This window comes from Virgibacillus proomii, from assembly GCF_900162615.1.
Taxonomy (GTDB): Bacteria; Bacillota; Bacilli; order Bacillales; family Amphibacillaceae; genus Virgibacillus; species Virgibacillus proomii.
The window spans coordinates 1,144,559-1,169,941 of the sequence record NZ_FUFN01000010.1; the positions used below are offsets into that span (position 1 = coordinate 1,144,559).

The following is a 25,383-nucleotide window of genomic DNA, read 5'->3' on the forward strand; positions in this document are numbered from 1 at the left end:
TCTTTTAAAGGTGATACGGGATATTTTTTTACGAACATAGTTCATTATTTTACAGAATATATTAAATAAAGAGGGGGGAAGACATTAAAGCGGAAAATAAGCAAGGAGGAAGGGTATGGCAGAGCGTGTATTGGATAAACAAACAGAAATAGGAAAGAAACGAGTTAAAAAAAAGTGGGTTATTATTATTAGTGGTATGTTGGCAGTTTTATTGTTTTTACTTGCTTTATATGGGAACGAATACACAAAGAAACCGGTTGAACAAATAGAAGGTACCATTGAACTCCCAATGTTGAAAAAGGAGGTTGAAATCATAACGGATGAACAGGGTGTACCACAAATAAACGCTAAAAATGATTATGATTTATATATGGCACAAGGATATGTACAAGCACAATATCGCTTGTTCCAGATGGAAATGTCGCGTAGACAAGCCTCTGGTACATTAAGTGAAGTTGTCGGGGAAGCAGCTGTGGATCAGGATAAATATTTTCGAACGGTAGGGTTACGCCGAGCTGCAGCACAATCATATGACGTTTACAGTGAGGAAGCAAAGGAGATTTTACATGCTTTTGCAGAAGGCATAAATGCGTATATTAACCAAGCAAAGGAAGATAGTCGTTTGCCAATAGAATTTACCATAATGGGATTTGAACCAAAAGAATGGACGGCATTGGATTCATTAACGATTGGTAAATATATGGCGTTTGACCTGGGTGGACATTGGGAGCGTCAAGCTTTTCATTATTTTCTTTTACAAAACTATAATGAAAAGAAAGCGTATGAATTATTTCCTTCTTATCCTAGTCACAAGCCAGTAATTATGGAAGAAGAATTTGTTTCTGTTCATGATCGTTTAAAAAAAGCAATTATTCCCCATGAATTGAATGGCAGTAATAATTGGGTTATTTCTGGAGAAAAAACGCAAACGGGTTTACCGCTATTAGCAAATGATCCACACCTGGGATTAGCAATCCCCTCTATTTGGATTCAAATGAAACTAAAAACAAATCAACAACAAGTGAGTGGTGTGATTTTTGCAGGCGTTCCAGGAATTATTTTAGGGCATAATGACAAAATTGCCTGGGGCGTAACGAATACCGGACCAGACGTTCAGCAATTATATTTGGAAAAAAGAAATCCTGATCAGCCGACAGAATATTTGTATGAGGAAAAATGGGAACAAGCAAAAGTTATAAAGGAACCCATTGCTGTGAAGGACGGGAAAACAATTGATTATCAAGTCGTTGAGACGAGGCATGGTCCAGTCATTTCCGAATTTGCTGAAGATAGTGGAAAAGATAATGTACTATCATTGCGATGGACAGCATTAGAGCCGACAACGGAGTTAGAGGCAATTTTACAAATGAACAAGGCAGAAAATTGGCAAGAATTCGAGAAGGGACTGGAAAAATTTTTAGTTCCAGCACAAAACTTTGTATTTGCCTCCGTTGATGGAACCATTGCCTTTAAAGCAAATGGCAATATTCCAATTTATAGAGATGGAAAGGAGGCATTATTGCCACTTCCTGGCTGGGATAAGGATTTTGAATGGAAAGGATATATACCTTTTGACAAGCTTCCAACTATCGTAAATCCTGAAAAAGATTATATTGCCACTGCAAATAATAAAGTTACAATGGATGATTATCCTTATCATATAAGTAATGTATGGGCACAGCCTTATCGTTATGAACGGATAGTAGAAGTACTTGAAGCGAACGAGAGATTAACAATACAGGATATGAAAAAACTGCAAATGGATAGCTTTAATAGGCAAGCTAAAGAATTCGTACCTTTGTTTATTACTGAATTAGAAGGAATCGACTTATCAGGTCAAGCGAAACAAGCAATCGAACTTTTAAGAAAATGGGACTATAAAGATTTATCGACAGCTGCGCAACCGTTAATATTTCATCACTGGTACGAAACATTAGAAAACATTATTTATCAAGATATTCCGGATTCAATGATGAATTTGTTCACATCTAAGGGACAAACGACCGATGAGTTGTTACGAACGGCAATAAAAGAAGAAACTTCACAGTGGATTAATGATCAAGGCGGATTACAAAATATTTTATCTGAATCTTTAAATCAAGCATTATCCAATCTGGAAAAGGAATACGGAAAGAACTCGGAAAAATGGCAGTGGGGGGATTATCACCAGGTAGAGTTTAAGCATCCCCTGTCCAGTATCCATCCTGTGTTAGCATTCCTTTTTAATCGTAAGGGTCCGATCCCGTCAAATGGGAGCAGTGTAACTCCAATGGCGGCAGATTATGACTCTGAAACGGGAATTATTAATCACGGAGCACCATGGCGATTTGTTATTGATATGAGTCAAGCGGATCAAGGATATCATCTTGTTGCACCCGGACAGTCAGGACATATTAAAAGTAAATGGTATGATGATCAATTAGAGGATTGGGTTACTGGCAATTATCATATAACTAAGCTGAATGAAACAGTAGGTAAACCATTGATTTTGCAGCCTAAAAAAGATAATTAGGTTTCGTGTATTTAAAAAGAATAAAGACAGAATCAGCTAAGATCATAGCGTCCTTTTAAAACAGCATAGAACAATTGATTTCACAGCTGAAACGAAAAGTTGATATTATTCCCCGGGAAATAAGTTGGAGAATAGATATTTTTTCCTAATTTTAAGAGTGTGAATCAATTTCATAATAGCACCTATTAAAAAAGTTCATATTTTCAGTGTTTTAATATTATACTTTAAAAAATCCCACCCGTATATACTTACTTTCCGTGGGCAACGCCTCAACTCCTCGTAAGCAAAGAGTGGCTTCCTGCGGGATTTTTGGCTGTTACCATGGAAGTTTACCTAATGGGTACAAATTCCGGTTTAGACTGAAGTTTTTAAATCATAGGATAAGATTCTAGTTTTTTTCCACCATGATCAAATATTAACTATATCTATACATCTTAAATAGGTTGTGTTATAAAATTTCATCTTCGTTATTCTATACTCCGGATGACCCGGTGCACCTCTAAAGAAACATCTAATTGTGCTTCCATTTTCCTGCTATAAAGAGATATGTATACCTCCTTTTCAGCTTGTTTCTTTAGCCATTGTTTATACACGTTTTTAGATTTAACGTCCACGTTTTTGGGTCAGGTTTTGACGTTTCCTCTTTTGGCAGTAATTGAAGCAACAACATCATTTATGATAAAGCCCTCAGCGATAGCTTACAGTCAAACACTGCCCACAGAAAGGTTAATCCGTTCAAAGACTTGTCAAGGTTATGCATATAAAAGATTGTTTTTATCTTGACAACGTTTTCAACATCAGCTAATATTTAAACATAAGTTAATTATGTGGCGGAGAATAGGAGACCCACACTTTTTATCGTATGTTCCAAAGGTGAAAATATGGATAAAAAGTGTGGTCTTTTTTGTTTGCTCATAATTAATCAAACTGATACAAAGGGGTGTTACATATGGCAGAATCTGAATTTCTAGCTGAGTTAATTGGTACAATGATTTTGATTATCCTTGGTGGTGGCGTTGTAGGCGGGGTAACATTAAAATCATCCAAAGCTGAAGGCGCAGGCTGGATAGTTATTACGATTGCCTGGGGACTTGCGGTCACGTTTGGAGTATATGCGGTTGGCAATTATTCTCCTGCCCATATTAATCCGGCAGTAACGATTGGATTTGCTGCTATTGGCGAATTTCCATGGTCGAAAGTACCGATGTATGTTACTGCACAAATAATTGGAGCGATTATTGGGGCAACGATTGTCTTTTTAAATTATTTAGCCCATTGGAGAAAAACAAAAGACCAAGCAACAAAGCTCGGCGTTTTTGCAACGATCCCAGCCATTCGCAGTCCATTAGCCAATTTATTATCTGAAATTGTTGGTACGTTCGTTCTCGTAATGGGGTTATTGTTTATTGGGGCAAATGAATTTACAGAAGGTTTAAACCCAATTGTTGTCGGGGTATTAATTATAGCAATAGGCATGTCTTTAGGAGGGCCAACTGGATATGCAATCAATCCTGCCCGTGACCTTGGACCGCGAATTGCTCATGCAATACTTCCAATACCCGGAAAAGGGAGTTCCGATTGGGGCTATTCTTGGGTGCCGATTGTTGGACCTATTATTGGAGGGATTTATGGAGCTTTCTTTTATGATGCATTGTTCGTAGGAGAGTTGACCATTGGATTTTGGCTGTTAAGTGGGATAATTACTATTCTTATTTTAGGGGCACTGAGTGTAGAATTAAAGAATAAGGGAGATAATTCTGCTAAAATAAAGAATGAAATTATTTAGGGGGATGACAAAATGAAAGATAAATATATTCTATCTATTGATCAAGGCACAACAAGTTCTAGGGCAATCATATTTAATCATAATGGAGAGATTGTTGCTACTGCACAAAGGGAATTTGAACAGTTTTTTCCACATCCGGGTTGGGTAGAGCAAGATGCTAATGAAATCTGGACATCCGTTCTTGCCTGTATTGCTGAAGTGTTACGAATAGCTGATCTAGAAGCTAATCAAATTGCTGCTATTGGGATTACAAACCAACGAGAAACGGTAGTCGTTTGGGATAAGCATACAGGAAAACCGATCTATCGAGCCATCGTTTGGCAATCCAGGCAAACAGAGGGTATTGTTAAAGAATTGATGGATGCTGGATATAATGAATTGTTTAGGAAAAAAACGGGATTATTGCTCGATCCATATTTTTCTGGTACAAAAGTAAAATGGATTTTAGATAATGTAGAAGGTGCAAGAGAAAAAGCAGAAAATGGAGATTTATTATTTGGTACGGTTGACAGCTGGCTCATTTACAAGTTTTCTGCTGGAAAAGTACATGTTACAGATTATACCAATGCATCACGTACATTAATGTTTGATATCTACAATTTGAAATGGGATGATGAGCTCTTAGATATTTTGACTGTACCGAAAAGTATGCTTCCCGAAGTAAAACAATCATCTGAAATATATGCCCATACTATTTCTTATCATTTCTTTGGAGAAGAAGTACCAATTGCTGGAATTGCTGGTGATCAACAAGCTGCACTATTTGGTCAGGCTTGCTTTGAAAAAGGCATGGTTAAAAACACATATGGAACTGGGTGCTTTATGTTAATGCATACTGGTGAAGAGGGTATACCCTCAAAGCATGGCTTATTAACAACTTTGGCCTGTAGTGTTAATGGGAAAGTTGAATATGCATTGGAAGGGAGTGTATTTGTAGCGGGATCTGCCATTCAATGGTTACGTGATGGACTAAAGTTAATTGAAGATTCGCCGGAAAGTGAAAGCTATGCGAAAAGTGTAGATAGCACAGAAGGTGTATATATGGTTCCTGCATTTGTAGGATTGGGTACACCGTATTGGGATAGTGAAGCTAGAGGAGCCGTATTCGGTCTTACTCGTGGAACGACAAGAGGTCATTTTATTCGTGCCACATTGGAATCACTAGCTTATCAAACAAAAGATGTTATCGAGGCAATGGTTGCCGATTCAAACTTAGAATTAAAAACATTACGTGTAGATGGCGGAGCAGTAAAGAATGACTTCCTAATGCAATTTCAAAGTGATATTCTAGGCGAAGTACCAGTCGAACGCCCTGTTATTCAAGAAACTACAGCATTGGGGGCTGCATATTTAGCTGGATTAGCAGTTGGTTATTGGAAAGATAAAGATGAAATTGCTACACAATGGGATGTAGAAAAGACATTTCATAGCAAAATGAGCAAGCAACAGCGTCATGAACTTTATGCTGGATGGAAAAAAGCAGTGGAAGCAACCCGAGCATTTAAATAAGCAGGCGAATAGAAAATAGAGGTCATGATTATCTTAAGAAGGTGGGAGTGACCTCTTTTTATTCTTAAGCCAAAATATAATACAATAGGGTTAAGGAGGAATGTAAATATGAAAAAAATCATTAATAAACCAGATGAAGTTGTTCAGGATATGGTACAAGGCTTAATTGCTGCATATCCGTCCCAGTTAAAGCTCATCCCTGAGACATTGGCTATTGCAAGGAAGGATGCACCCGTTCAAGGAAAGGTTGGATTAGTTAGTGGGGGAGGAAGCGGTCATGAACCAGCACATGCTGGTTATGTCGGTAAAGGGATGCTAGATGTTGCTGTCGCTGGCGAGGTATTTACTTCCCCAACACCAGATCAAGTCTTAGAAGGAATAAAAGCAGCAGATGGAGGAAAAGGAGTATTTCTAGTTATTAAAAATTATACGGGAGATGTTCTTAATTTTGAAATGGCTGCTGAGCTTGCTGAAGCGGAAGGTATTGAAGTAGAAAAAGTTGTCGTAAATGATGATGTTGCCGTAGAGGATAGTTCGTTCACCACTGGCAGAAGGGGAATCGCTGGGACAGTACTTGTCCATAAAATAGCCGGTGCTATGGCTGAAAGCGGAGCAACACTTCAGGAAATAAAGCGAGTTGCTGATAAAGTAGTTGCTAACGTACGTTCCATGGGAATGGCGCTAACATCTGGAACCGTACCGGCAGCGGGCAAACCAAGTTTTCAATTAGGAGAAAATGAGATGGAAATTGGAATAGGGATCCATGGTGAACCAGGTATTGAACGAAAGCCGATAGCATCCGCTGATGATATTGCGACTGAATTAGTGGAACGAATTTTGGCGGATATGGAAATACCAAAAGGTAAGGAAGTAGCAGTGATGGTAAACGGTCTGGGTGCTACTCCGGAAATGGAACTATATATTGTAAATAAAAAAGTGCAACAAATACTAAAAGAAACTGGATTACACGTATATAGAACGTTTGTTGGCGAATATATGACATCATTAGAAATGGCAGGCTGCTCCGTAACGGTATTACAGCTTGATGATGAACTAAAGACATTGCTTAATGCCCCATGTAGTGCGCCTGCTTTTCGAAATTAGGAGGAATTACGATGCAATTGGATGTAAAAAAAACAATCGAATGGTTGCAATTAGCTAATACTAAAATACAGGAGAAGAAAGATTATTTAACTAGCCTCGATCAGCCAATTGGAGATGGCGATCATGGGATTAATATGGCAAGGGGCTTTAAAGAAGTAGAGGCTAAAATAAGTGGTAAAGATTATAAAGATATATCGGAGCTGTTGAAAGATGTAGCCATGACACTAATGGCAAAAGTTGGTGGTGCTTCAGGGCCTTTATTCGGAACAGCGTTTTTAAAATTATCTACATCTATTAAAGGGGAAGTAACAATAAATGTAAAGCAATTTGCAAATGCTTTAGATGCTGCCGTTACTGGCTTGAAACAGCGTGGAAAAGCAGAAGAAGGCGAAAAAACGATGATTGACATGTGGGCACCAATTGCTAAACTATTTCAACACGAAGAGGGCATTACTGCTGATAAAGTGGTAGATACCGCTAAAATGGCGTTGGAAAAAACGAAGGAAATGAAAGCAACAAAAGGAAGAGCGGCATATTTCAAAGAAAAATCGGTAGGTCATCAAGATCCCGGCGCGGCTTCAAGCTATTATATTTTTGAAGCTCTAGCAGAAATTTGGAAAGGAGACAGCAAAGCGTGAGCTACGTAGGCATCGTACTTATTTCCCATAGTGCTAAAATTGCAGAAGGAACAAAAGAATTAATTCGTCAAGTAATGAAGGATATACCACTTGAAACAGCCGGTGGAACAGATGAAAACGAAATTGGGACAAGTATTGAAAAAATATCTGCAGCTATTGATCAAGCAAATCAAGGTATGGGTGTACTGTTATTTTATGATCTTGGCAGTGCAAAAATGAATGCAGAAATGGCGATAGAATTGGCAGAACGGGATGATGTGAAATTAGTGGAAGCGCCAATTGTGGAAGGATCGTATGTGGCGGCAGTTGAATCTGGAATGGGTAAACAGCTTGCCGATGTCTATGATGCGGTTATCCGTTCATTTCCTGAGAAAAAATAACAACGTAGAAGCCCTCTAGATTTTGTTGATTGGAGGGCTTTTTTGAACAATAAAAATTAGTCTCTACGATATATGTTAGGATTTATAAAAATGGTTTTCTGTTAAATGCGATTTTGGAAAATCGACTTCACTATTTCTTTTGAACCTTAGATGGTTTTTTATTCTCTTGTTACCACAATATTCCTTTTTCATTCGCTAAAACACTTAATTCCAAATGAATTACGCTTTAACACTTTTATGGTGTTATTTACTCTTTCTAATATAGCCATTATTAAATGGATCCATAAATGAGTATAATAGTTCTGTTTTACTGGGCTCAAATGTATTTCTTACACGTTGAAATGCTTCCAAATCTGTCATGGCTTCCATACAAACTTCTAAATTTGCTCTTAGGTATGTTTGTCGCTTTTCTTAAACCAACGATCTACTTTATTTTTTAGCTCGTACGTCTCTTTCATGCGAAAGCCTATTAAAGCAACTTTTGCACCTTTTCTTTTTCTTCTTCATCTACCTTATAATTGGAGCTATTTACTTCTTTTCATCTTTATACGAGATGACTTATCTAGGCCCCTTTGTACTTCAGGTTGCACTTCATCTAGCACTTGATATTACTTGCCTCATATCGTAAAATCGATCGGCTATGGATCGATGGATTTCCCAATGCTTTTTTGTACAGCATATTTAAAGGATTTGGATAAATCCATCACGACTATTTCCAGACGTCCAGTATCGCAGGAGGACTGTAGATAGTTTTTAATCGTATCCACTTCATTTTATTTTCAACATCTGCAATAAACTGTCTGAAACTTTTCTCCCCCTGCATCCTCTTTAAACTTATCATTAGTGGCACACGGAATAAATTATTTGTTTTTAGTTGATGTCGGCTGATAGCAATCCACCATTTGCAATCGCTCTTAGAACGTATGATGGCAATGCGTACATAAATAACGCTTCTTAGTATAATTTTCACAGATGTATTGGCTAAGAGTGGCCACCTGTATAGACTGCATTCTATAACTATGAATCCGCTTAGTCGGTTCCTTAAAGCACATTTTTGTTTTTTAACTTCGGTATAAAGTTCGATCAACCATTTATTGTAATCCTTTTCTATATTCCATACGTCTACATGTTTGTCTTTAATCTCTAATAACTCTATGATAAAATGATCTTGCCGCTTTCCTCTCCTTTATCCTTTGCTGAAAACTTAGGGTTAACAAAAGAGAGGGGAAGGCGTGTGTTTTTTTGTTTGCTTATAAACCTTGTCGGGATAAAAGACACCACCACATAAGTGTAGAGCCTAAAAATATATTAACTATTAACAGATATTGTATTTTAATAACTTAAACACCAATCGACGACTGATTATCAACAACTGACTGCTCAAAGCTGTTTTGATCCCGTCGATTCGCAATTTAACCCCGTTTTTATTTGCCGCGATTATTCCAAGAAGTAAATCATTCTAACTTTTCTTCCGGAAAGAAGATGAAAGTGCTGATAAGAGAAAACCTCCACCAAAGCCAATAAACACTCCTGCCGCCGCTTTATCTATGGCTAATCCGATGCCTAAACCAATAAATAATCCAGCTGGAATGAAAAACCTATTCGTATTCACCGTATAAATGTCCCCTTTTTATAGCAATCATTTATTAAATATTACAGTAATATATTTTATTCATATGTTACCATAAACTCATATCATAGAACATCAATGAGTAAAATAATTTTAAAATCTTCAGAACTATTTCAGTTTATTTAATTTGATAAATTTCTCTTATATGAAAAGACTGAACTATTTTAAAAAAAGAAAAAAACTGATAATAGAGGTTGATATCAAATACTTCTAAGTTATAATTGAAATCATAGTTGATGACTTAAACCTCAAAATATAAATAGTGTAAATAGATTGAGATTTCGTTTTATAGATTTAGAGAATCTTTTAATTGTTTAGTTTTAACCGTACTTACATAATAAAATACTATTATAAAAGTTTAAATTCGAAAAAAAAGGGGGGAGAAATTATGGGAAAAGCTCAATTAGCAGTAGATTCAAAGATGGATATTTCTAATTTACTTGAGGAAATTGACTCTATTGATGTAATGGAAGTATCTGAGTCTATGATGCTTTCTGAAACAGGAGCTACGAGTGGATCTAGTTCATCTGGAAGTACATCATGCTGTGGCTCATGTTCATGTGTTAGCTGTGGTGGTTGTACAAGCTGTGGTTAGTTTGTGTATTCATTTTTTAGAACGATTTCTGCACTCATATTATTAAAAGGAAAAGGTAGGGTGGGAACGATGGTAGTTCAAAAAAAAGAAAAAGTTGATTTTTCAACACTCCTAGAGGAAATTGACTCCATTGATGTAATGGAAGTATCTGAGTCTATGATGCTTTCTGAAACAGGAGCTACGAGTGGATCTAGTTCATCTGGAAGTACATCATGCTGTGGCTCATGTTCGTGTGTTAGCTGTGGTGCTTGTGCAAGTTGTGGTGGTTAGTAGGTAATTGGATAGAAGTTAGATGGGGCTGTTTCTAAATAACTTAGTCTACTTATTGACTCTTCAATATATGTTGGAATCTAAAAAAATTTGTCAATAAAAAACACGCAAGCTCCTATTTTGTTACAATTTGCTTAGACCGAACAAAAAGGAGTTGCGTGTAAATCACTTCTAACATACTACTACCAGATTTAATACTCATCCCAACAATTTGACTGAAAACTAACTTTTTAATAGTTAAATACGAACATTAAGGAGAGCAAGATATAAAATGAAGCTTTTCCCGTGGTATATCATGAGAAAGAACCCAATCTCATATAAAGATATGGAGGAATTTTCAAACGAAAAACTTGTTCAGAATATTCGTTATTATTTATCGCAATATCAAACATTTGTGATGAAAAGCAAAGAGATGGTTAAAGAGCTGGAAAATATCTTTGAACGTACGAAAAACAATAGGATTTTAAATTATAAAAGGCGCATTTATAATTTGAAGAACGTACATATAAATCAAGTGCCTGAAGAAATTGCGGAAATAACGACTAAATATAAAAAGATTTTTGATGAATTAATTCTTCAAGAAAAAAATCTAAAAGATACTTTCATAAAAACAGAAAAAGTACATAGAGAGAAATTATGGAATTTATTTAATGAAAATCGGGAAATTACAAACCCGCTCCCACTAGTAAATCATGAAATGTATCATAAACTAGGTAAATATCTAGAAACGCTGCCATGTAATCATAAAGCAAAGCATAGGAAACTAGATAGTACATTACTGCGAATTCTTGCATGCTCAGCATACAAAACAAGTCCATTTAGTTCTTTTACTGGAATTGAATTAAAGAAATTCGGTTCTTCTTTAAACGAAAAAAATGAAGAAAAAGTATACATACTAGAAATTAATTTCTATATACTACAGAAAATCATTCAACTTATTAGCCAAGATGAAGAATTAATTCCTCAGTTGACATATCGTTTTGCAGGAGTATCTTATAATAAGTCAAAGATGGATTTTATAATTCGACATGATATAAATAGAGGAAAAATATTCAACAATATTGAGCAGCATTTTACCTCATCTAATAATCCGATTTTTCAAGCGCTATCAACATATAAGGAGTCCCTAACCTACCAAGAAATCGTTGATGTTTTGTCTCAATTTATAAGTAAAGATAAGGCACATCTCTTATTTAAAGAAGGCTTTTTAAAGAAAGGAATTCTTTATCCAGATTTAGAGTTAGATGAGTACTCAGAGGATATTTTACAAGAGTTTTGGGATACCATATCTCGTCTTGATGTGAAATCAAGTAAACGAACAGTCATCTTAGAATCAATACAAAATATTTCTCAACGATTACATGAATATAAACATGTAACCTTTCAAAAACGTTTTCGAATTTATTCCTCCATTGCCAAAAGCCTTGCTCAAGTGGAACAACTATTTGATCATTCGTTTTCTAAAGAAAATATCTTTTATGAAGATTATCTAATCAGAAACTCACAAGAAACAATAGCGATTGAACCTTCATTATTAAAAGACATTTCTTACATTCAAAAACTAGCTATCTTAACGAGTATCCCTCTTCAATTCAGGTATGAATTTGCACATAAATATTATGACCTATATAAACAAAACTTGACTCCTATTGGAAAGGGAGAAATAAGAAAATTATACTTAGATGAAGTTATGAGGTTTAATAATTGGTCGAATGTTTTAGCCCCAGTAGATGGTTTGAAATCAAGAGGTGCAAAGGTTTTTGAGAAAGTAAAAGAGGAAATAAGAAAACATTTACTTGAACTTAAACAGCATGGAGAAACTGGTGAAATAGATAAAGAGAAAGTGGAACAATGGTTTGCTCATCTTATGCAAACGATGGATTTACGAATAACACCATTATCATCAACTGTCTTGTTTCAAAAAGCAGAGGATGACTATGTTTTAAATAAGTTATATGCAGGGAATCTTAAATTATTTATTCGCTATTTCCATTTCGAACGCGGAATATATCAAGATGAAGATTTTCAGAAGTATATCCAGACCATCTTTCCCAATAACTTATTGGAGATTAGAGAAGGATTTGGATTTAATGCGAATTATCATGAACGGTTTATTCATCATCGATTAATGATTCCATATAGTAAAACGCATACAAGGGATCAATCAGCAAAATCAAGTAAAAATTTATTATATAGATATAACCAACAAACAGAAATGGTAGACATTGTAGAACAATCTAATCCAGATTTCCCTTTAGCTATTGATTATATTGGCAGTTTAGTAGATTATATGTTACCACCGAGTATTCGAATGTTAACAACAGCTATATCTCCACGATTCGATGCTGAATTTTTTAATTTATGGGAAATACCTGAGCAGCTAGAGGGAAGCGTTGTCGATCATATCCCGCGTTTGAAACTTGGTATGTTAACAATTATTAGGGAGAAGTGGCTATTGTCTACGGAAAATATGGTAAAAGAAGAACATTCATCCGACTATGATAACTACGTTGCATTAATTGATATCTTTAAAGAAAATGAGTTGCCTTTGGAGTTTTTTGTAAGTAAATATATTACTAGAGAAACATTTGATTTCGCGAATTCTAATCGATCGGAAATGAAACCGCAGTATATGAATCTGTACTCTCCTTTATTTGTAAAAGAGTTTAAAAAGCTTATTAAAGAGGAGAAGTTTATTGTTTTAAAAGAATTTTACCCTAAACAATCCCACCATACACATAATATGGAGTACCAGATTGAGGTGAATTTAGAATGAAAGGCTTGGAAGATGTACAAGAAGTAAGGGCTTATTTTTTTGGTAATGAAATGCAAAAAAAGCAGGTTTATGAACAATTCGTTATCCCTTATTTTCAGAAAGCAAATATTCCATTCCATGCTGAGAGAGATTGGTATGGTGGGCCTAATTATCGAGTGGTAACAAAGGATAATAATCTTGATATCTCATTATTTAAAAAATCATTTGTAAATTATTGTTATGAACAGTTTGGAGTGTTAAATAAAGCGAAACTACAAGAAAATGTGAAAACATACGTAAAAAACACGGCAACGGTCTCACAAATGGAAAGAAGAGAGAATAAAGCGATATCTATTGAGCACCATTTACAAGTAGAGTACGATCTAATAGATAAAAACTATGTTAAGAAGAGATTTAATTCTTTCCATCACTTTCGCATTCATACGGAATTATTATTTATCATGCAAAAATTTATTAATAACCATATTCACGTCCTTTCATCTCTATCCAAAGAAAAACAGATGGAATATATGACAAGAGCATCTAAACAGACTATTCATATCATAGATAACCGTCTTATTGACTACCATTTAATAGATATATTACATTTCAAAGAAGTAGTTGGAAATGAAATTACTTTGCATTACGGATTTTATGCGAAGAAATTTATCGTCGGACCTTTAATTGTAAATGAAGCAAGCTATGGATATGACTCATTCAAACAAGTATTTCAATCTCCTATTTCCTTACCAGCTGTTCCTCAATCTCTTATTGTAGCAGGTTTGGTTAACCGAACACTCTATTTTATAATGAAAAATACATTAAAGTATTTAGCAGACGATGCCCAGTTACCAATTAATCAAGTGTTTGCTTTTCATAATTATAGCTTTAACTCAGAAGTAATGGATATAGAAGTAGAGTCGGATACAAACAGAAAGGGAGTGTTAAGGTGATATTACAAGTTAAAAATCTTTATAAATCTTATGGAAATAAAAAAGTCCTAAATAACGTCTCCTTTGAAGTAAAAGAGAACCAAATCATTGCAATATTAGGTCCTAATGGCGTAGGTAAAACATCATTATTAGAAATACTAATGACCTTAAAGAATTGGGATTCAGGAGAGGTATCCATTCACGGGTTTGACTTAAAGAAAAAAAACAACTTAGCAAAAATCCGTTCGAATATTGGAGTTGTTTTCCAAGAGGGTGGGATGTATGCGTATTTAAAAATCGCAGAGATTCTCGACTTATTTGCCTCTTTCCATAATATCAGTAAGGAAAGAGTAGAGGAAGTTATAAAAATATTTTCCTTACAATCCCATCTTCACGTAAAATACGAAAAATTATCAGGTGGTTGGAAAAAACGAACATTAATTGCTTGCGCTTTTTTAAATAGGCCGAAAGTTTTATTTCTAGACGAACCTACCACAGGGCTTGATCCAGAAGCAACGAATGATCTATGGAAGACGATTAAAAAAGCTAAAGACCAAGGGGTTACCGTTCTTTTGTCTACCCATTCACTAGAAGAAGTGGATATGTATGCGGACTATGCACTCATATTAAATGATGGGGTCATTGCTGAACAGGGAGACCCAATAGTTTTAAAAAAGAAGTATAATGCCACATATTTTAAAGAAGTGTATTTCAACATAACCAATAAGGAGGACAATACGGATGAACAAGTCACTTGTTAAACTGAGTAAATACGATTTTATCGTTTTCTTTAGAGAACCGTTTTTCGCTCTTCCGATATTAGTGTTACCAGGCATCTTCTTCTTTGTATTTATGAAGATTTTTAGTGTGCAAATTGGTGGCTCAGAAAACTTCGGTCCATATATACCGATATATGCGTTATTGATTTCGTTTTTAGTGTTATTTTTTAATATCGGTTTGCAATATGTTACTGAAAAAGAGAGAGGAATACATAAACGACTTGTTCTTTCGTCCATCAGTATCTATCAAATTATTTTTACCTATGTCATAAGGGGAGTACTCCTATCCCTATTAGGTTTTGCTGAAATTTTAGTAATAGGAATTGCTGTATTTGATACAAAAGTGACGGATCATATGTTTTTGTTTGTTATCACTTTCATGATAATCATTGGTATTACGTTATTATTTAGCTTATCCACACATAATTTATTTAAGAACTCTAGACAGGTGTTACCATATACGATAATCATGTTTCAGTATGTATTATTTGGTTCTGGTTTAATGTTTCCAACGGATGGGATTCCAAGTTATTTTAAATTTTTAGTTGATATAAACCCTTTTTACCACATGAAAGAAGTCCTTTTAAGCGTGTGGAACTGGACTAGTGTAGAACTTGTAAATGTTCTCTATTTAGTATTTATTGTAATCTTATGTTTAGGTCTTATTTTCTTTAAATCGCGTTCATACGAGTATTAAAATGTTCTGGTACAGGAATACCATAACATAGACAACATGCTGAGAATTTATTTCAATCATTTTCCATTAATAGTACCCGTGAATTAGAAACAGGATAAAGTAAAAGTAAGATCGAACAACACCGCAAAGTCGAAAAAGAGCGCTCGAAAGTTGGATCAGTACACTGCGAAGTTGACCCAGAGCGCTCGAAAGTCGAACCGGAACACCGTGAAGTTAAACCACGAACCGGAACACCGTGAAGTTAAACCAGAATGCTTGAAAGTCGAACTAGAACAACGTGAAGTTAAATCAGAACATTTGAAAGTCTACACTTTCGAGTAGTATCTAGCTTCATTGCTCTTTCTGTCTGTCAATGTTAGTGCCTAACAGTTAATTGCTCTTACTCTTTAAGCGGCATCGGCTCCTGGATTGACTGGGATGTTTTCTTCAATTTGCATATTATTTTTCGCATTTTGCTGTGCATATTTATAAAATAATACAATGATTCCTATAGTTATAACAGCACTAAGAATATAGGTTATATTCATCGGTATTCGAAAGCCAATTTCCGCATGAAGGATATATGCTGTCGTTACATAGGTCATAAAAATACCTGGGAGCATGGCGATCCAATAATTCTTTTTAGCAATAAACAGGTACATGGAAGCTACCCATAATGCAATTACTGCTAGGGATTGATTTGCCCAAGAGAAATATCGCCAAAGTAATGTGAAATCCATATTGGTTAAGATAACGGAAATCGTAAATAATGGTAGAGCAATAATTAAGCGCTTAGCTATTTTACTTTGGGACATATTAAAATAATCAGCTATAATCATGCGAGCACTGCGGAATGCTGTATCTCCTGATGAGAGTGGAAGAAAGATAACGGACATAACGAGAACAGTACCTAAGATAGATCCAAGCATCATTGTACCAACTTCGCTTACAATTCCTCCTGTTCCAATCGTTTGAATCAATTCATTTAACGTTACTGTTTCGCCAAATAAACTCATTGCTGCTGCAGCCCAAACCATAGCAATAATTCCCTCTACAATCATCATGCCATAGAAAACGCTTCGTGCTTCTTTTTCATTTTTAGTTGTTCTGGCAATAATCGGTGATTGTGTTGCATGGAAGCCAGATAAAGCACCACAGGAGATAACTAAAAATAATAGTGGAAATACTGGAGTATTCTCTGGATGCATATTTGTTATGGAAATTTCAGGAATAGGAGCTTGATTAATGACAAGACTGATTCCTAATGAAAGTGTACCAACAAGCAAAAAGATACCGAAAATCGGAAAAAGTTTACCAATGATTTTATCTATAGGCAACATCGTTGATAAAATATAATATCCAAAAATGATAATAGTAAGAGTTACTAATGCAATAGAACCGTTAAATAAATCAAAAATTAAACTCGCGGAAGAACTAACAAAAACAGTACCAACTAATAATAATAAGATTACTGAAAACAGATTAACCAAATGCTTCATATATTTTCCTAAAAACTTACCAGCGAGTTGTGGAAGATGTGCTCCTCCATTACGGATAGAAATCATACCGGTCAAGTAATCATGAACGGCTCCTGCAAAAATGCAACCGAGGACAATCCAAAGAAAGGCTACAGGTCCATACAATGCCCCCATTATTGGACCGAATATGGGTCCAACTCCCGCAATACTGATTAATTCAATCATCGCATTTTTCCGTCTAGGCAATGGAAGATAGTCGACGCCATCTTGCTTTGTTATAGCGGGAGTAGGACGATCAGGTTTTACTCCAAAAACTTTTTCAATAAACTTACCATATGTGAAATAACCTACAATTAATAATATAATACCTCCTATAAATGTAAACATATAAACACTCCCCTTCATATGAATTCGTTTACATATTTAATGTAATATGAAGACGCTTTAAAAAGAGAGATTTTAGATAAGATGTCTTTTTTAGGAACTAACATGCAAAAAAGTGAGGATGAAAAGATATCAAATACGGTAGGGAGTTTTTCGAGTTGGTTGAGGAAATTTACAGAATGGCGGAGTTAGCAAAATTAGATAAAACCGAATTATAAACGGATACATTAACTAACTTTGGATCGGAACCCGATAAAGCAAATAATTTTCAAGCTGATGAAGAAAAGGGCAAACTTTGATGGAGGCAAAAATTATAGGATAGGAGTAAAAGTAATAAATTTAATAGTAGTCCTATCTAAAGTGAAGAAGTTTTTAGAAAAATTCCTGAATTCGTGTGAGAGATACGAAGTAAAAGATTAACCTTCTAACTAGCGAAAGTAAGGTAGTGGCTAGAGCACTCAAAACCAAGCAGAAGCCCAAAAACAAGAAACAGGTTGAAGAACAGGGAACGTCATTATAAGAAAAAGTACTAAAATCAACGTTTTACTGTTTGTTCCACTATAGGAAAGTATAAAATTTTAGGGTTTATCCCGCATGTAAGGTGCCATATTTTTCACATTTCAAAGATCTGCTTATCATTTTGCAACTTTATGAGAAAAACGGCACCTAAATGCCCGATTGGTTCAAGGGCCTTTAGGTCATACCCTTGTGGTACTAACATTCCGTGTAGAAAGCATTCCACGGAATGAAGTTTCACTTTATCGTATAAGAAAAACGACAGCTTTCGCTAAGACTTGGCGACAAGCCAAGTTTTTCTAAAATATACCTTTACCATCGGTGCTCTATACATGACTAGAAAGAGTCGTCCAATACATCAATATATGGAACAACTCCTGTAATGATATGACTGTACTTTAGTTTTAGCTAATAATTAAAGTTCCAAGCGTTCGCGTAAACCTTTCACATAATTACGACTAACCGGGAGAAGCTTTTCGCTTCCTTGTATTTTTAAATTATAAGCACCGTTAAACCAAGGTGTTATTTGACTGACATGATTCAAATTAATGAGATAGCTTTTATGAATACGAAAAAAACCAAACGGGATCAATTTCGATTCTAAATCTTTTAATGTTTTTTTAGTAAAAAATGTTTTAGAAGCAGTTATAATTTTTACTTGTTTCTCTTCGCTTTGAATATATAATATATCATTTGGTTCAAGGTATACTACACCATCTTCATTTTCAATACCTAGTTTATTTGCCGTTTCCTGTTCTATTTTCGCTTTACCGAGCACTATTTTTTCAATACGCGTAATTGTCTGAGCAAGTTGATTTTCATCATATGGTTTTAATAAATAATCAACTGCTTCATAGCGAAAAGCTTGTACGGCAAATTGCGGATATGCGGTAGCAAAAACTAATAATGGTGGTTTTTTAAGTTCCATTAAAGATTCAGCCGCTTCCATACCATCCATCCCCGGCATTTCTACATCTAAGAATACAAGGTCAGGCTTTTTTTTCATTGCCTCCATAATACAGGATTCACCTGAGTTTGCTTCCCCGATAACTTGAATAGATGGATAGGACCCTAGTAAATAGATTAGCTCTTCACGGTTTAATTTTTCATCATCAACAACTATCGTACGTATAACCGCTCGCATTATTTTTCCTCCGTTTCACGCTCTTTTGCTGGTATGATAAAACTGACCTCTGTCCCTTCGCCTAAATTACTATGAATTTGCAGCTTTGCTTGTTCGCCAAACTTCATATCCAGTCGACGATTAATATTATATAACGCCATCCCTGTTCCGGACTTTGAATGTATAACATGGTTGCCAATTTGCTTTACATATGCTGGATCCATTCCTTTTCCATTATCTATAACAGAAATATGGATCTGTTTATGTTTCCTTTTCACTTGTATTTCGATATGACAATTCGTTGCTTTATCTCTTAGTCCATGCTTCATAGCATTTTCGACAATTGGCTGTAAAATCAATGGAGGAATGGTTTCTTGTAAACAGCTTTCGTCAATATTGTAATCAACATGAAGGCGATCATAAAATCGTGTTAATTCAATATCTAAATATGCCTGAACATGTTTTAATTCCTGCTCAATCGTAGTTTCTTTATCTGTGGTTACGGTTAAGTTATTTCGCAAAAAATTGGATAACGATACGAGTAATTTGCGTGCTTTCATTGGATCGATTCGAATAAGTGATGTAATCGTATTTAATGTGTTAAATAGAAAATGTGGTCTAATTTGTGCTTGCAATGCATTAATTTCAGATTCTCTTGCTAATTGTAACGCCTGTTCAGCTCGAGCAATTTCAAGTTGATTGCTCAACAGCTTTGCAAGACCTGACATCATTTCCTTAACCACCGTGTTAATCTCATTTTTAGAATGATAATAAAATTTGAGTGTACCGATTGTTTTTTCGCCTTGCTTTAACGGAGCGATAACTACAGCTTTAAGCGGACAATCTTCATGGCTGCAATGGATCTGTTCTGAAGCTGCAACGGTAAGCTCTCCTGATTGAATCGTGTCACGAGTAACTTGGGTTTGGATACTGCTAGCTTGTGTGTGATGGTCATCTCCTAAGCCAACGTGAGCAAGAATTTCTTTATCATCTGTCATCGAAACGGCAATTGCATTCATCTCTCGATATAAAATGTTACAAACAGCTTGAGCTGTATGATAGTCCAACCCCTTTCGCAAATGCGCTAATGTCATATCTGCGATACGTAACGTCAACTGAGCTTGGTGTGCGCTTATTCTATCCTTTTCATTGGCAACCATTTGAATGATCAGTATAAATAAAGCTCCACCAAGTCCGTTTGCAAGCACCATTGGAAGTCCAATTACTTCTACAAGTGGAATGTTTTTTTCAATCGGTCTTGATAATAAAAGAATAAGTAGCATCTGTATAATTTCAGCTGAGGCCGTGATTGTAAATACTTTTGGCAAGGAATTATAGCTTTGTTTTTTATGGAAATAACCTGAAAAAACGCCGGCAATGATCGTTGCAAGTCCACAACTTAATGCGGTATAGCCACCGAGCATAAAACGATGGACGCCTGCAATAACTCCCGCACCGAATCCGATTTTATAACCACCAAGTAGTCCCGCCACTACTACACCAATGACTCTAAAATTAGCAATTGCTTCATCTGGTTCAATTCCTATTCGCCAACGCTCAATATCCGAAGTTGCTGAATTAAAAATAAGTCCAGTATACGTTCCAATAATCCCAAACAAACCAAAGAATAGCATGGCCTTATATTGTTGACTGTGGCTTAATGTACGTGGGGACATCAAATTACGAAAGAACCGAAATCTTGTTAATAAAAAGGCGAGCATAACAATGATACCGAGTCTTTCTAGCATCAAAACCAAAAGATCAAACATAAGTATAACCTCTTTTCCATCCGATTTGCTTGGTAATGTTATTGAATTCACAATTCAGCATAGGAAACTTTACCTGAATATAACATGGTAAACAGGCACTATTCTTGAAGCATAGCACTCCATTAAAAATTTTGATGATCATAACAAAGAGAAGTTGTAAGCTTATAGTTTAAAACTTGTCCGGCTTTTAAAACGTTTTAGAATAATTGAACTTTCTACCCGCGTAATGCCACTAACGGAATATAGTTCTTTATTAATAAAGGCTTCTAATTTTTGAAAGTCTTCTACAAGTACATGCATATGTAATGTACTCGGTCCAGTCATTTGATAAATGCTCGCTACTTGAGGATTATTTGCTAAATTTTGCGCAACTTCTTGAAGCTGCATTGGTTCAACATCTACTTCAAAAAAAGCAGAGACTTGTTTGCCAAATTTTTCAGAGTTAATCACAACGGTAAACTTCTCAATCACGCCTTTATCCTTTAAATTTTGAATTCGATCCTTTACGGCTACTCGAGATAGCCCAACCCTTTCTGCTAGCTCTACATATGATAGTCTCCCATCTTCAGATAATTCTGCTAGTAATTGTTTATCTATATTATCCAATTTCATGTTTTGAGCTCCTTATTGTTTATTATGTATCTAAGGCGGCTGTATAATGCTCACTTCTAGCATAATGGTATAGACCTTCTAAATGGATTCTGATTGGTTGACACGGCATTCTGAGAAGTGAAGAAATAAAATATGACCTTCTCAGCTACGTTTTAGTTTACCAGAATTTATATGTGAAGAAAACATAGTCAGGCTTAACCTTAGTGCACATAAGTCCTAATTGTATTTAAATTTATAGGTAAAAAAATATTCCGGTTTCCTTCGTTTCTGTGCTACATTATTATTCATTTTAAAACGTATAAAGCAACTTGATTAGTGCTCATATACTTAGGTGATTTCATTTTTATCCGTTTCGTAAGACTCTCACTCTTGAGAGACGGAGTCTGAGTGGGAGATAACGGCACCAACATGTCGATTCGTTCAAAGCGCTTTAGGTCATACCTTTGTGATACTAGTATTCAGTACGGGAATGGAGGAAAGCCTAACTAAATGAAGTTTCACTTTCATATTGAATAGTTTTAACTGCTATTTTTTTACTTCCTCATTACGCCTTGAAGAAGTTATTGGTTGGTGAACGGTTTTATTTCAAGTTTTGAGAAACACGAAAGAGAAAGTGTTATCGTTCTATATAAAAGCGGTATTTTAAAATTTTTACATAACAGTTGCCTATATTGAATAAGAAATTACAAAAAGAAGGTGAAACTAATTAAATATTTTATATAAGAAGGTGTTATTTGTTATTTTATTTATTTATGTTTGTGGCGTTATTTACAAATTTAGAGTTGTTTGATAATATACACTATAAGTTGACTGAAAAAAGATATAGTTATGCTTAGTGCACTTATACGTTGACCATGAAAAATTTTGATGCTTTATCTCGAATGTAAGGTGGCCGTAAGACTCCCACTTCAAGAGCTGAGGACGATACAAAAAGTCTAAGTGGCGCCTAAATCCCCGATACAACCGTCAGTCATACCCTTGCGGTACTAACAATCAGTGAGGGATGAAAGGAAACCCCCGATTGACGTTTCACTTTATCTTCATTTTCAGTGTTAAATTTGCCAACGTACGATATGTCATTTTACCGTACTTTTTTACATTCGCTTAAAAAAATTTAACGATGCAAAGGGGGACATTTAGAAACATGCAATTCTTATTTAGTCAAACACAGCCATATACAACAACTCGACAGGTTACTTATGCCAGAAATGGAATGGTGGCAACCTCCCAGCCACTAGCTTCACAAGCGGGATTGGAAATATTAAAAAAGGGAGGAAATGCTATTGATGCAGCTATTGCTACTGCAGCGTGTTTGACAGTCGTAGAACCAACCTCTAACGGTATCGGTGGAGATGCATTTGCATTAGTGTGGACACAAGACAAACTGCATGGATTAAATGCCAGTGGTAAATCTCCAAAGTCGATATCTATTGAGGCAATCAAGGAAGCCGGTTTTGATAAAATTCCAAAACATGGCTGGATTCCAGTAACTGTACCCGGTGCTCCAGGTGCGTGGGCTGAGCTGTCTAAACGTTTTGGTAAATTGCCACTGTCTGTTGTTTTGGAGCCTGCTATTCAGTATGCATGGGAAGGGTATCCAGTTTCACCAATTTTGAGTAGATTTTGGAAAAAAGCGTTTGAAGCATATAAACATGAATTAACAGATGAACTGTTTAACGCATGGTTTACAACGTTTGCTCCTAATAATCGTGCACCGGAACCGGGAGAAATATGGAATTCACCGGATCATGCAAAAACCTTAAAGGAAATTTCCGATACCTATGCAGAATCCTTTTATCGTGGAGAAATAGCTGAACGAATTGCTCAATTTTCTAAAGATAATGGTGGGTTTTTAAGTGGTGAAGATTTGGCTAATTATAAGCCGGATTGGGTAGAGCCAATAAAAGTGAACTATCGAGGATTTGATATTTGGGAAATACCACCCAATGGGCAAGGCATTGTTGCACTTCAAGCTCTAAATATTTTGCGTGGATTTAAGTTTATGGAGAAGGAATCTGTTGATACTTACCATAAGCAGATTGAGGCAATCAAGCTTGCGTTTGCGGATGGTGGAAAACATGTAACTGAATCCAGGTATATGAAACATTCCGTAGAAGAATTACTAAATGAGACATATGGCGAATTACGCAGATCGCTTATTCAAGATAAAGCATTACAGCCTGAAGCAGGAGAACCAGTTCTTAGCGGTACCGTGTACTTAGCGACAGCAGATCATGAAGGAAATATGGTATCTTTTATCCAAAGTAATTATATGGACTTTGGCTCTGGGTTGGTTGTACCTGGTACTGGAATAGCTTTGCAAAATCGCGGTCATAATTTTTCGATGGATGAAAATCATGTAAATGCACTTCGTGGTGATAAGCGTACATACCACACGATTATTCCAGGCTTTATATCAAAGGGGAATCAACCCCTCGGACCTTTTGGCGTAATGGGAGGATTTATGCAGCCACAGGGACATGTACAGGTAGTAATGAATACGCTTGATTTTCAATTAAACCCTCAAGCAGCATTGGACGCACCACGTTGGCAATGGCTGAAAGATAAACAGGTGGAAGTAGAACAGCGATTCCCTCCTCACATAGCTATGCAATTAGCCGAAAAGGGACATGATGTGAAAATTCAGCTGGAATCGAATAGCTTTGGTAGAGGGCAAATTATTTGGCGAAATGCAGAGACAGGGGTGCTGGTTGGCGGCACAGAATCTCGTACTGATGGAACAATTGCTGCTTGGTAAACTGAATGATTTAACAAAGGTATGTGAGTTATGAAAACACATTGGAATATTTTTATCGCTTTTTTCCGTGTAGGGATACTCGGCTATGGGGGCGGCCCCAGCTCGATTCCATTAATTCATAAAGAAGTAGTTGACAAATATAAATGGATGGACGCTGAAGAATTCGGAGATTTATTGGCGTTAGGGAATACGTTGCCGGGACCAATTGCGACAAAACTAGCAGGTTATATTGGTTATCGCGTTTCTGGATTTTGGGGAATGATGAATGCTGTTTTGGCATCGATCTTACCAACCATTATATTGATGATTGTCTTACTGTCTTCTTTATCTTCTATTAAAGGATTTGATTGGGTTCAAGGGATGACAGCAGCTGTAATTCCGGTTGTGGGCGTTATGCTTCTTGTATTAACTTGGCAATTTATTCAAAAAGCTGGAAACGGACTTGGTTGGGTGGTAACCAGTGTGATGCTGATTGCCGTCTTTATTCTGTTAGAAATATTGCATGTGCATCCAGCTATAATCATAGGAGGATTATTAATAGCTGCCCTGTTAAAAAAGGATCGAAATCGAAAAGAAGGGGCAGCCCGCAAAGAAGGTGATACCTTATGATTTATTGGGAAATATTTCTTGCATTTTTTATTCCGGGCATTTTAGGTTATGGCGGCGGCCCAGCTTCGATTCCACTTGTGGAAAATGAAGTTGTCTCCCGTTATGGATGGATGAATGTACAAGAGTTTAGTGAAGTTCTTGCACTAGGGAATGCACTGCCTGGTCCGATCGCTACAAAAATGGCAGGCTATATCGGATTTGAGGTGGGGGGAGTATTAGGTGCTGCTGTAGCAGTCTTTGCCACAGTTGCACCGTCACTATTACTTATTATTATTTTACTAAACATCTTATATAAATATAAAGACTCCCCAAAAGTTAAGCGAATGACGTTGTTCATCAGACCAGTTATTGGAATATTACTCGGGGTGATGGCTTGGCGGTTTTTTAACGAATCTTATGTAAGTATTGGATTCGTGCAAACAGCGGTGTTAGCACTTCTTAGTTATCTATTAATGGAACGACTGAAGTTACATCCTGCATTTGTCATTGGAGGTGCACTTATTTATGGAGGATTTTGGTTATAGCCCCTCCGATCATCATTTTACTCAATTTTTAAACAGCTTCTATA

20 protein-coding genes are annotated in these 25,383 nt (G+C 35.9%); 15 read left to right on the top strand and 5 right to left on the bottom strand.

Going from position 1 to position 25,383, the window contains the following annotated elements:
- Window positions 1-115: 115 nt before the first annotated feature.
- From BN1066_RS12920 to dhaM, 6 genes are all read left to right on the top strand, one after another.
- Window positions 116-2,512, top strand: a complete 2,397-nt coding sequence (locus BN1066_RS12920) for a penicillin acylase family protein (protein ID WP_077319891.1) — start codon at window positions 116-118, stop codon at window positions 2,510-2,512.
- A 949-nt stretch (window positions 2,513-3,461) separates the two neighbouring features.
- The gene (locus tag BN1066_RS12925; RefSeq protein WP_077319892.1) at window positions 3,462-4,298 is read left to right on the top strand and encodes an MIP/aquaporin family protein; all 837 of its coding nucleotides are present in this window, start codon (window positions 3,462-3,464) and stop codon (window positions 4,296-4,298) included.
- Between the two features lie 12 nt (window positions 4,299-4,310).
- Window positions 4,311-5,807: a glycerol kinase GlpK gene (gene glpK / locus BN1066_RS12930; protein ID WP_077319893.1), complete on the top strand. Its 1,497-nt coding sequence runs from the start codon at window positions 4,311-4,313 to the stop codon at window positions 5,805-5,807.
- Between the two features lie 108 nt (window positions 5,808-5,915).
- A complete protein-coding gene (gene dhaK, locus BN1066_RS12935) occupies window positions 5,916-6,911 on the top strand; it encodes a dihydroxyacetone kinase subunit DhaK (protein ID WP_077319894.1) in 996 nt (331 codons plus the stop codon).
- An 11-nt stretch (window positions 6,912-6,922) separates the two neighbouring features.
- On the top strand, window positions 6,923-7,549 hold the full coding sequence (gene dhaL / locus BN1066_RS12940; protein ID WP_077319895.1) for a dihydroxyacetone kinase subunit DhaL: 627 nt from the start codon (window positions 6,923-6,925) through the stop codon (window positions 7,547-7,549).
- Window positions 7,546-7,929 (top strand): dihydroxyacetone kinase phosphoryl donor subunit DhaM, encoded by a 384-nt coding sequence (gene dhaM, locus BN1066_RS12945; RefSeq protein ID WP_077319896.1) that lies wholly within the window; start codon window positions 7,546-7,548, stop codon window positions 7,927-7,929. The genes dhaL and dhaM overlap by 4 nt, the downstream gene beginning before the upstream one ends.
- A 1,459-nt stretch (window positions 7,930-9,388) precedes the next feature.
- On the opposite strand, the gene BN1066_RS20285 is transcribed toward dhaM, so the two are convergent.
- Complete coding sequence (locus tag BN1066_RS20285; RefSeq protein WP_179104390.1) at window positions 9,389-9,541, bottom strand: hypothetical protein; 153 nt, start codon at window positions 9,539-9,541, stop codon at window positions 9,389-9,391.
- A gap of 406 nt (window positions 9,542-9,947) precedes the next feature.
- Between BN1066_RS20285 and BN1066_RS12955 the strand changes: the two genes are divergently transcribed.
- The 6 genes from BN1066_RS12955 to BN1066_RS12980 all read left to right on the top strand — a co-directional run bounded on the left by BN1066_RS12955 (window position 9,948) and on the right by BN1066_RS12980 (window position 15,587).
- Entirely contained in the window at window positions 9,948-10,154 is a 207-nt protein-coding gene (locus BN1066_RS12955; protein WP_077319897.1) for a thiazolylpeptide-type bacteriocin, read from the top strand.
- A 69-nt stretch (window positions 10,155-10,223) separates the two neighbouring features.
- Complete coding sequence (locus tag BN1066_RS12960) at window positions 10,224-10,424, top strand: thiazolylpeptide-type bacteriocin (RefSeq protein WP_077321475.1); 201 nt, start codon at window positions 10,224-10,226, stop codon at window positions 10,422-10,424.
- 271 nt (window positions 10,425-10,695) lie between these two features.
- Entirely contained in the window at window positions 10,696-13,200 is a 2,505-nt protein-coding gene (locus BN1066_RS12965; protein ID WP_077319898.1) for a lantibiotic dehydratase, read from the top strand.
- Window positions 13,197-14,132 (top strand): hypothetical protein, encoded by a 936-nt coding sequence (locus BN1066_RS12970; RefSeq protein ID WP_077319899.1) that lies wholly within the window; start codon window positions 13,197-13,199, stop codon window positions 14,130-14,132. Before BN1066_RS12965 ends, BN1066_RS12970 begins: the two co-directional genes overlap by 4 nt.
- Window positions 14,129-14,872: an ABC transporter ATP-binding protein gene (locus BN1066_RS12975; protein WP_077319900.1), complete on the top strand. Its 744-nt coding sequence runs from the start codon at window positions 14,129-14,131 to the stop codon at window positions 14,870-14,872. The genes BN1066_RS12970 and BN1066_RS12975 overlap by 4 nt, the downstream gene beginning before the upstream one ends.
- Entirely contained in the window at window positions 14,853-15,587 is a 735-nt protein-coding gene (locus tag BN1066_RS12980; protein ID WP_077319901.1) for an ABC transporter permease, read from the top strand. The genes BN1066_RS12975 and BN1066_RS12980 overlap by 20 nt, the downstream gene beginning before the upstream one ends.
- 386 nt (window positions 15,588-15,973) lie before the next feature.
- Here BN1066_RS12980 and BN1066_RS12985 read toward each other — a convergent pair whose 3' ends face one another.
- The 4 genes from BN1066_RS12985 to BN1066_RS13000 form a co-directional block, all read right to left on the bottom strand.
- Entirely contained in the window at window positions 15,974-17,431 is a 1,458-nt protein-coding gene (locus tag BN1066_RS12985; protein ID WP_077319902.1) for a carbon starvation CstA family protein, read from the bottom strand.
- 928 nt (window positions 17,432-18,359) lie between these two features.
- Window positions 18,360-19,088, bottom strand: a complete 729-nt coding sequence (locus BN1066_RS12990; RefSeq protein ID WP_077319903.1) for a LytR/AlgR family response regulator transcription factor — start codon at window positions 19,086-19,088, stop codon at window positions 18,360-18,362.
- On the bottom strand, window positions 19,088-20,836 hold the full coding sequence (locus BN1066_RS12995; RefSeq protein WP_077319904.1) for a sensor histidine kinase: 1,749 nt from the start codon (window positions 20,834-20,836) through the stop codon (window positions 19,088-19,090). The genes BN1066_RS12990 and BN1066_RS12995 overlap by 1 nt, the downstream gene beginning before the upstream one ends.
- A gap of 162 nt (window positions 20,837-20,998) precedes the next feature.
- Complete coding sequence (locus tag BN1066_RS13000) at window positions 20,999-21,448, bottom strand: Lrp/AsnC family transcriptional regulator (RefSeq protein ID WP_077319905.1); 450 nt, start codon at window positions 21,446-21,448, stop codon at window positions 20,999-21,001.
- A 1,144-nt stretch (window positions 21,449-22,592) separates the two neighbouring features.
- On the opposite strand from BN1066_RS13000, the gene BN1066_RS13005 reads away from it, so the two are divergent.
- From BN1066_RS13005 to BN1066_RS13015, 3 genes are read left to right on the top strand one after another with little or no spacing between them, the layout of a single operon-like run.
- Window positions 22,593-24,206 (top strand): gamma-glutamyltransferase family protein, encoded by a 1,614-nt coding sequence (locus BN1066_RS13005; RefSeq protein ID WP_077319906.1) that lies wholly within the window; start codon window positions 22,593-22,595, stop codon window positions 24,204-24,206.
- Between the two features lie 30 nt (window positions 24,207-24,236).
- Entirely contained in the window at window positions 24,237-24,815 is a 579-nt protein-coding gene (locus BN1066_RS13010) for a chromate transporter (protein WP_077319907.1), read from the top strand.
- Window positions 24,812-25,339: a chromate transporter gene (locus BN1066_RS13015; protein WP_077319908.1), complete on the top strand. Its 528-nt coding sequence runs from the start codon at window positions 24,812-24,814 to the stop codon at window positions 25,337-25,339. The genes BN1066_RS13010 and BN1066_RS13015 overlap by 4 nt, the downstream gene beginning before the upstream one ends.
- Window positions 25,340-25,383: the final 44 nt, after the last annotated feature.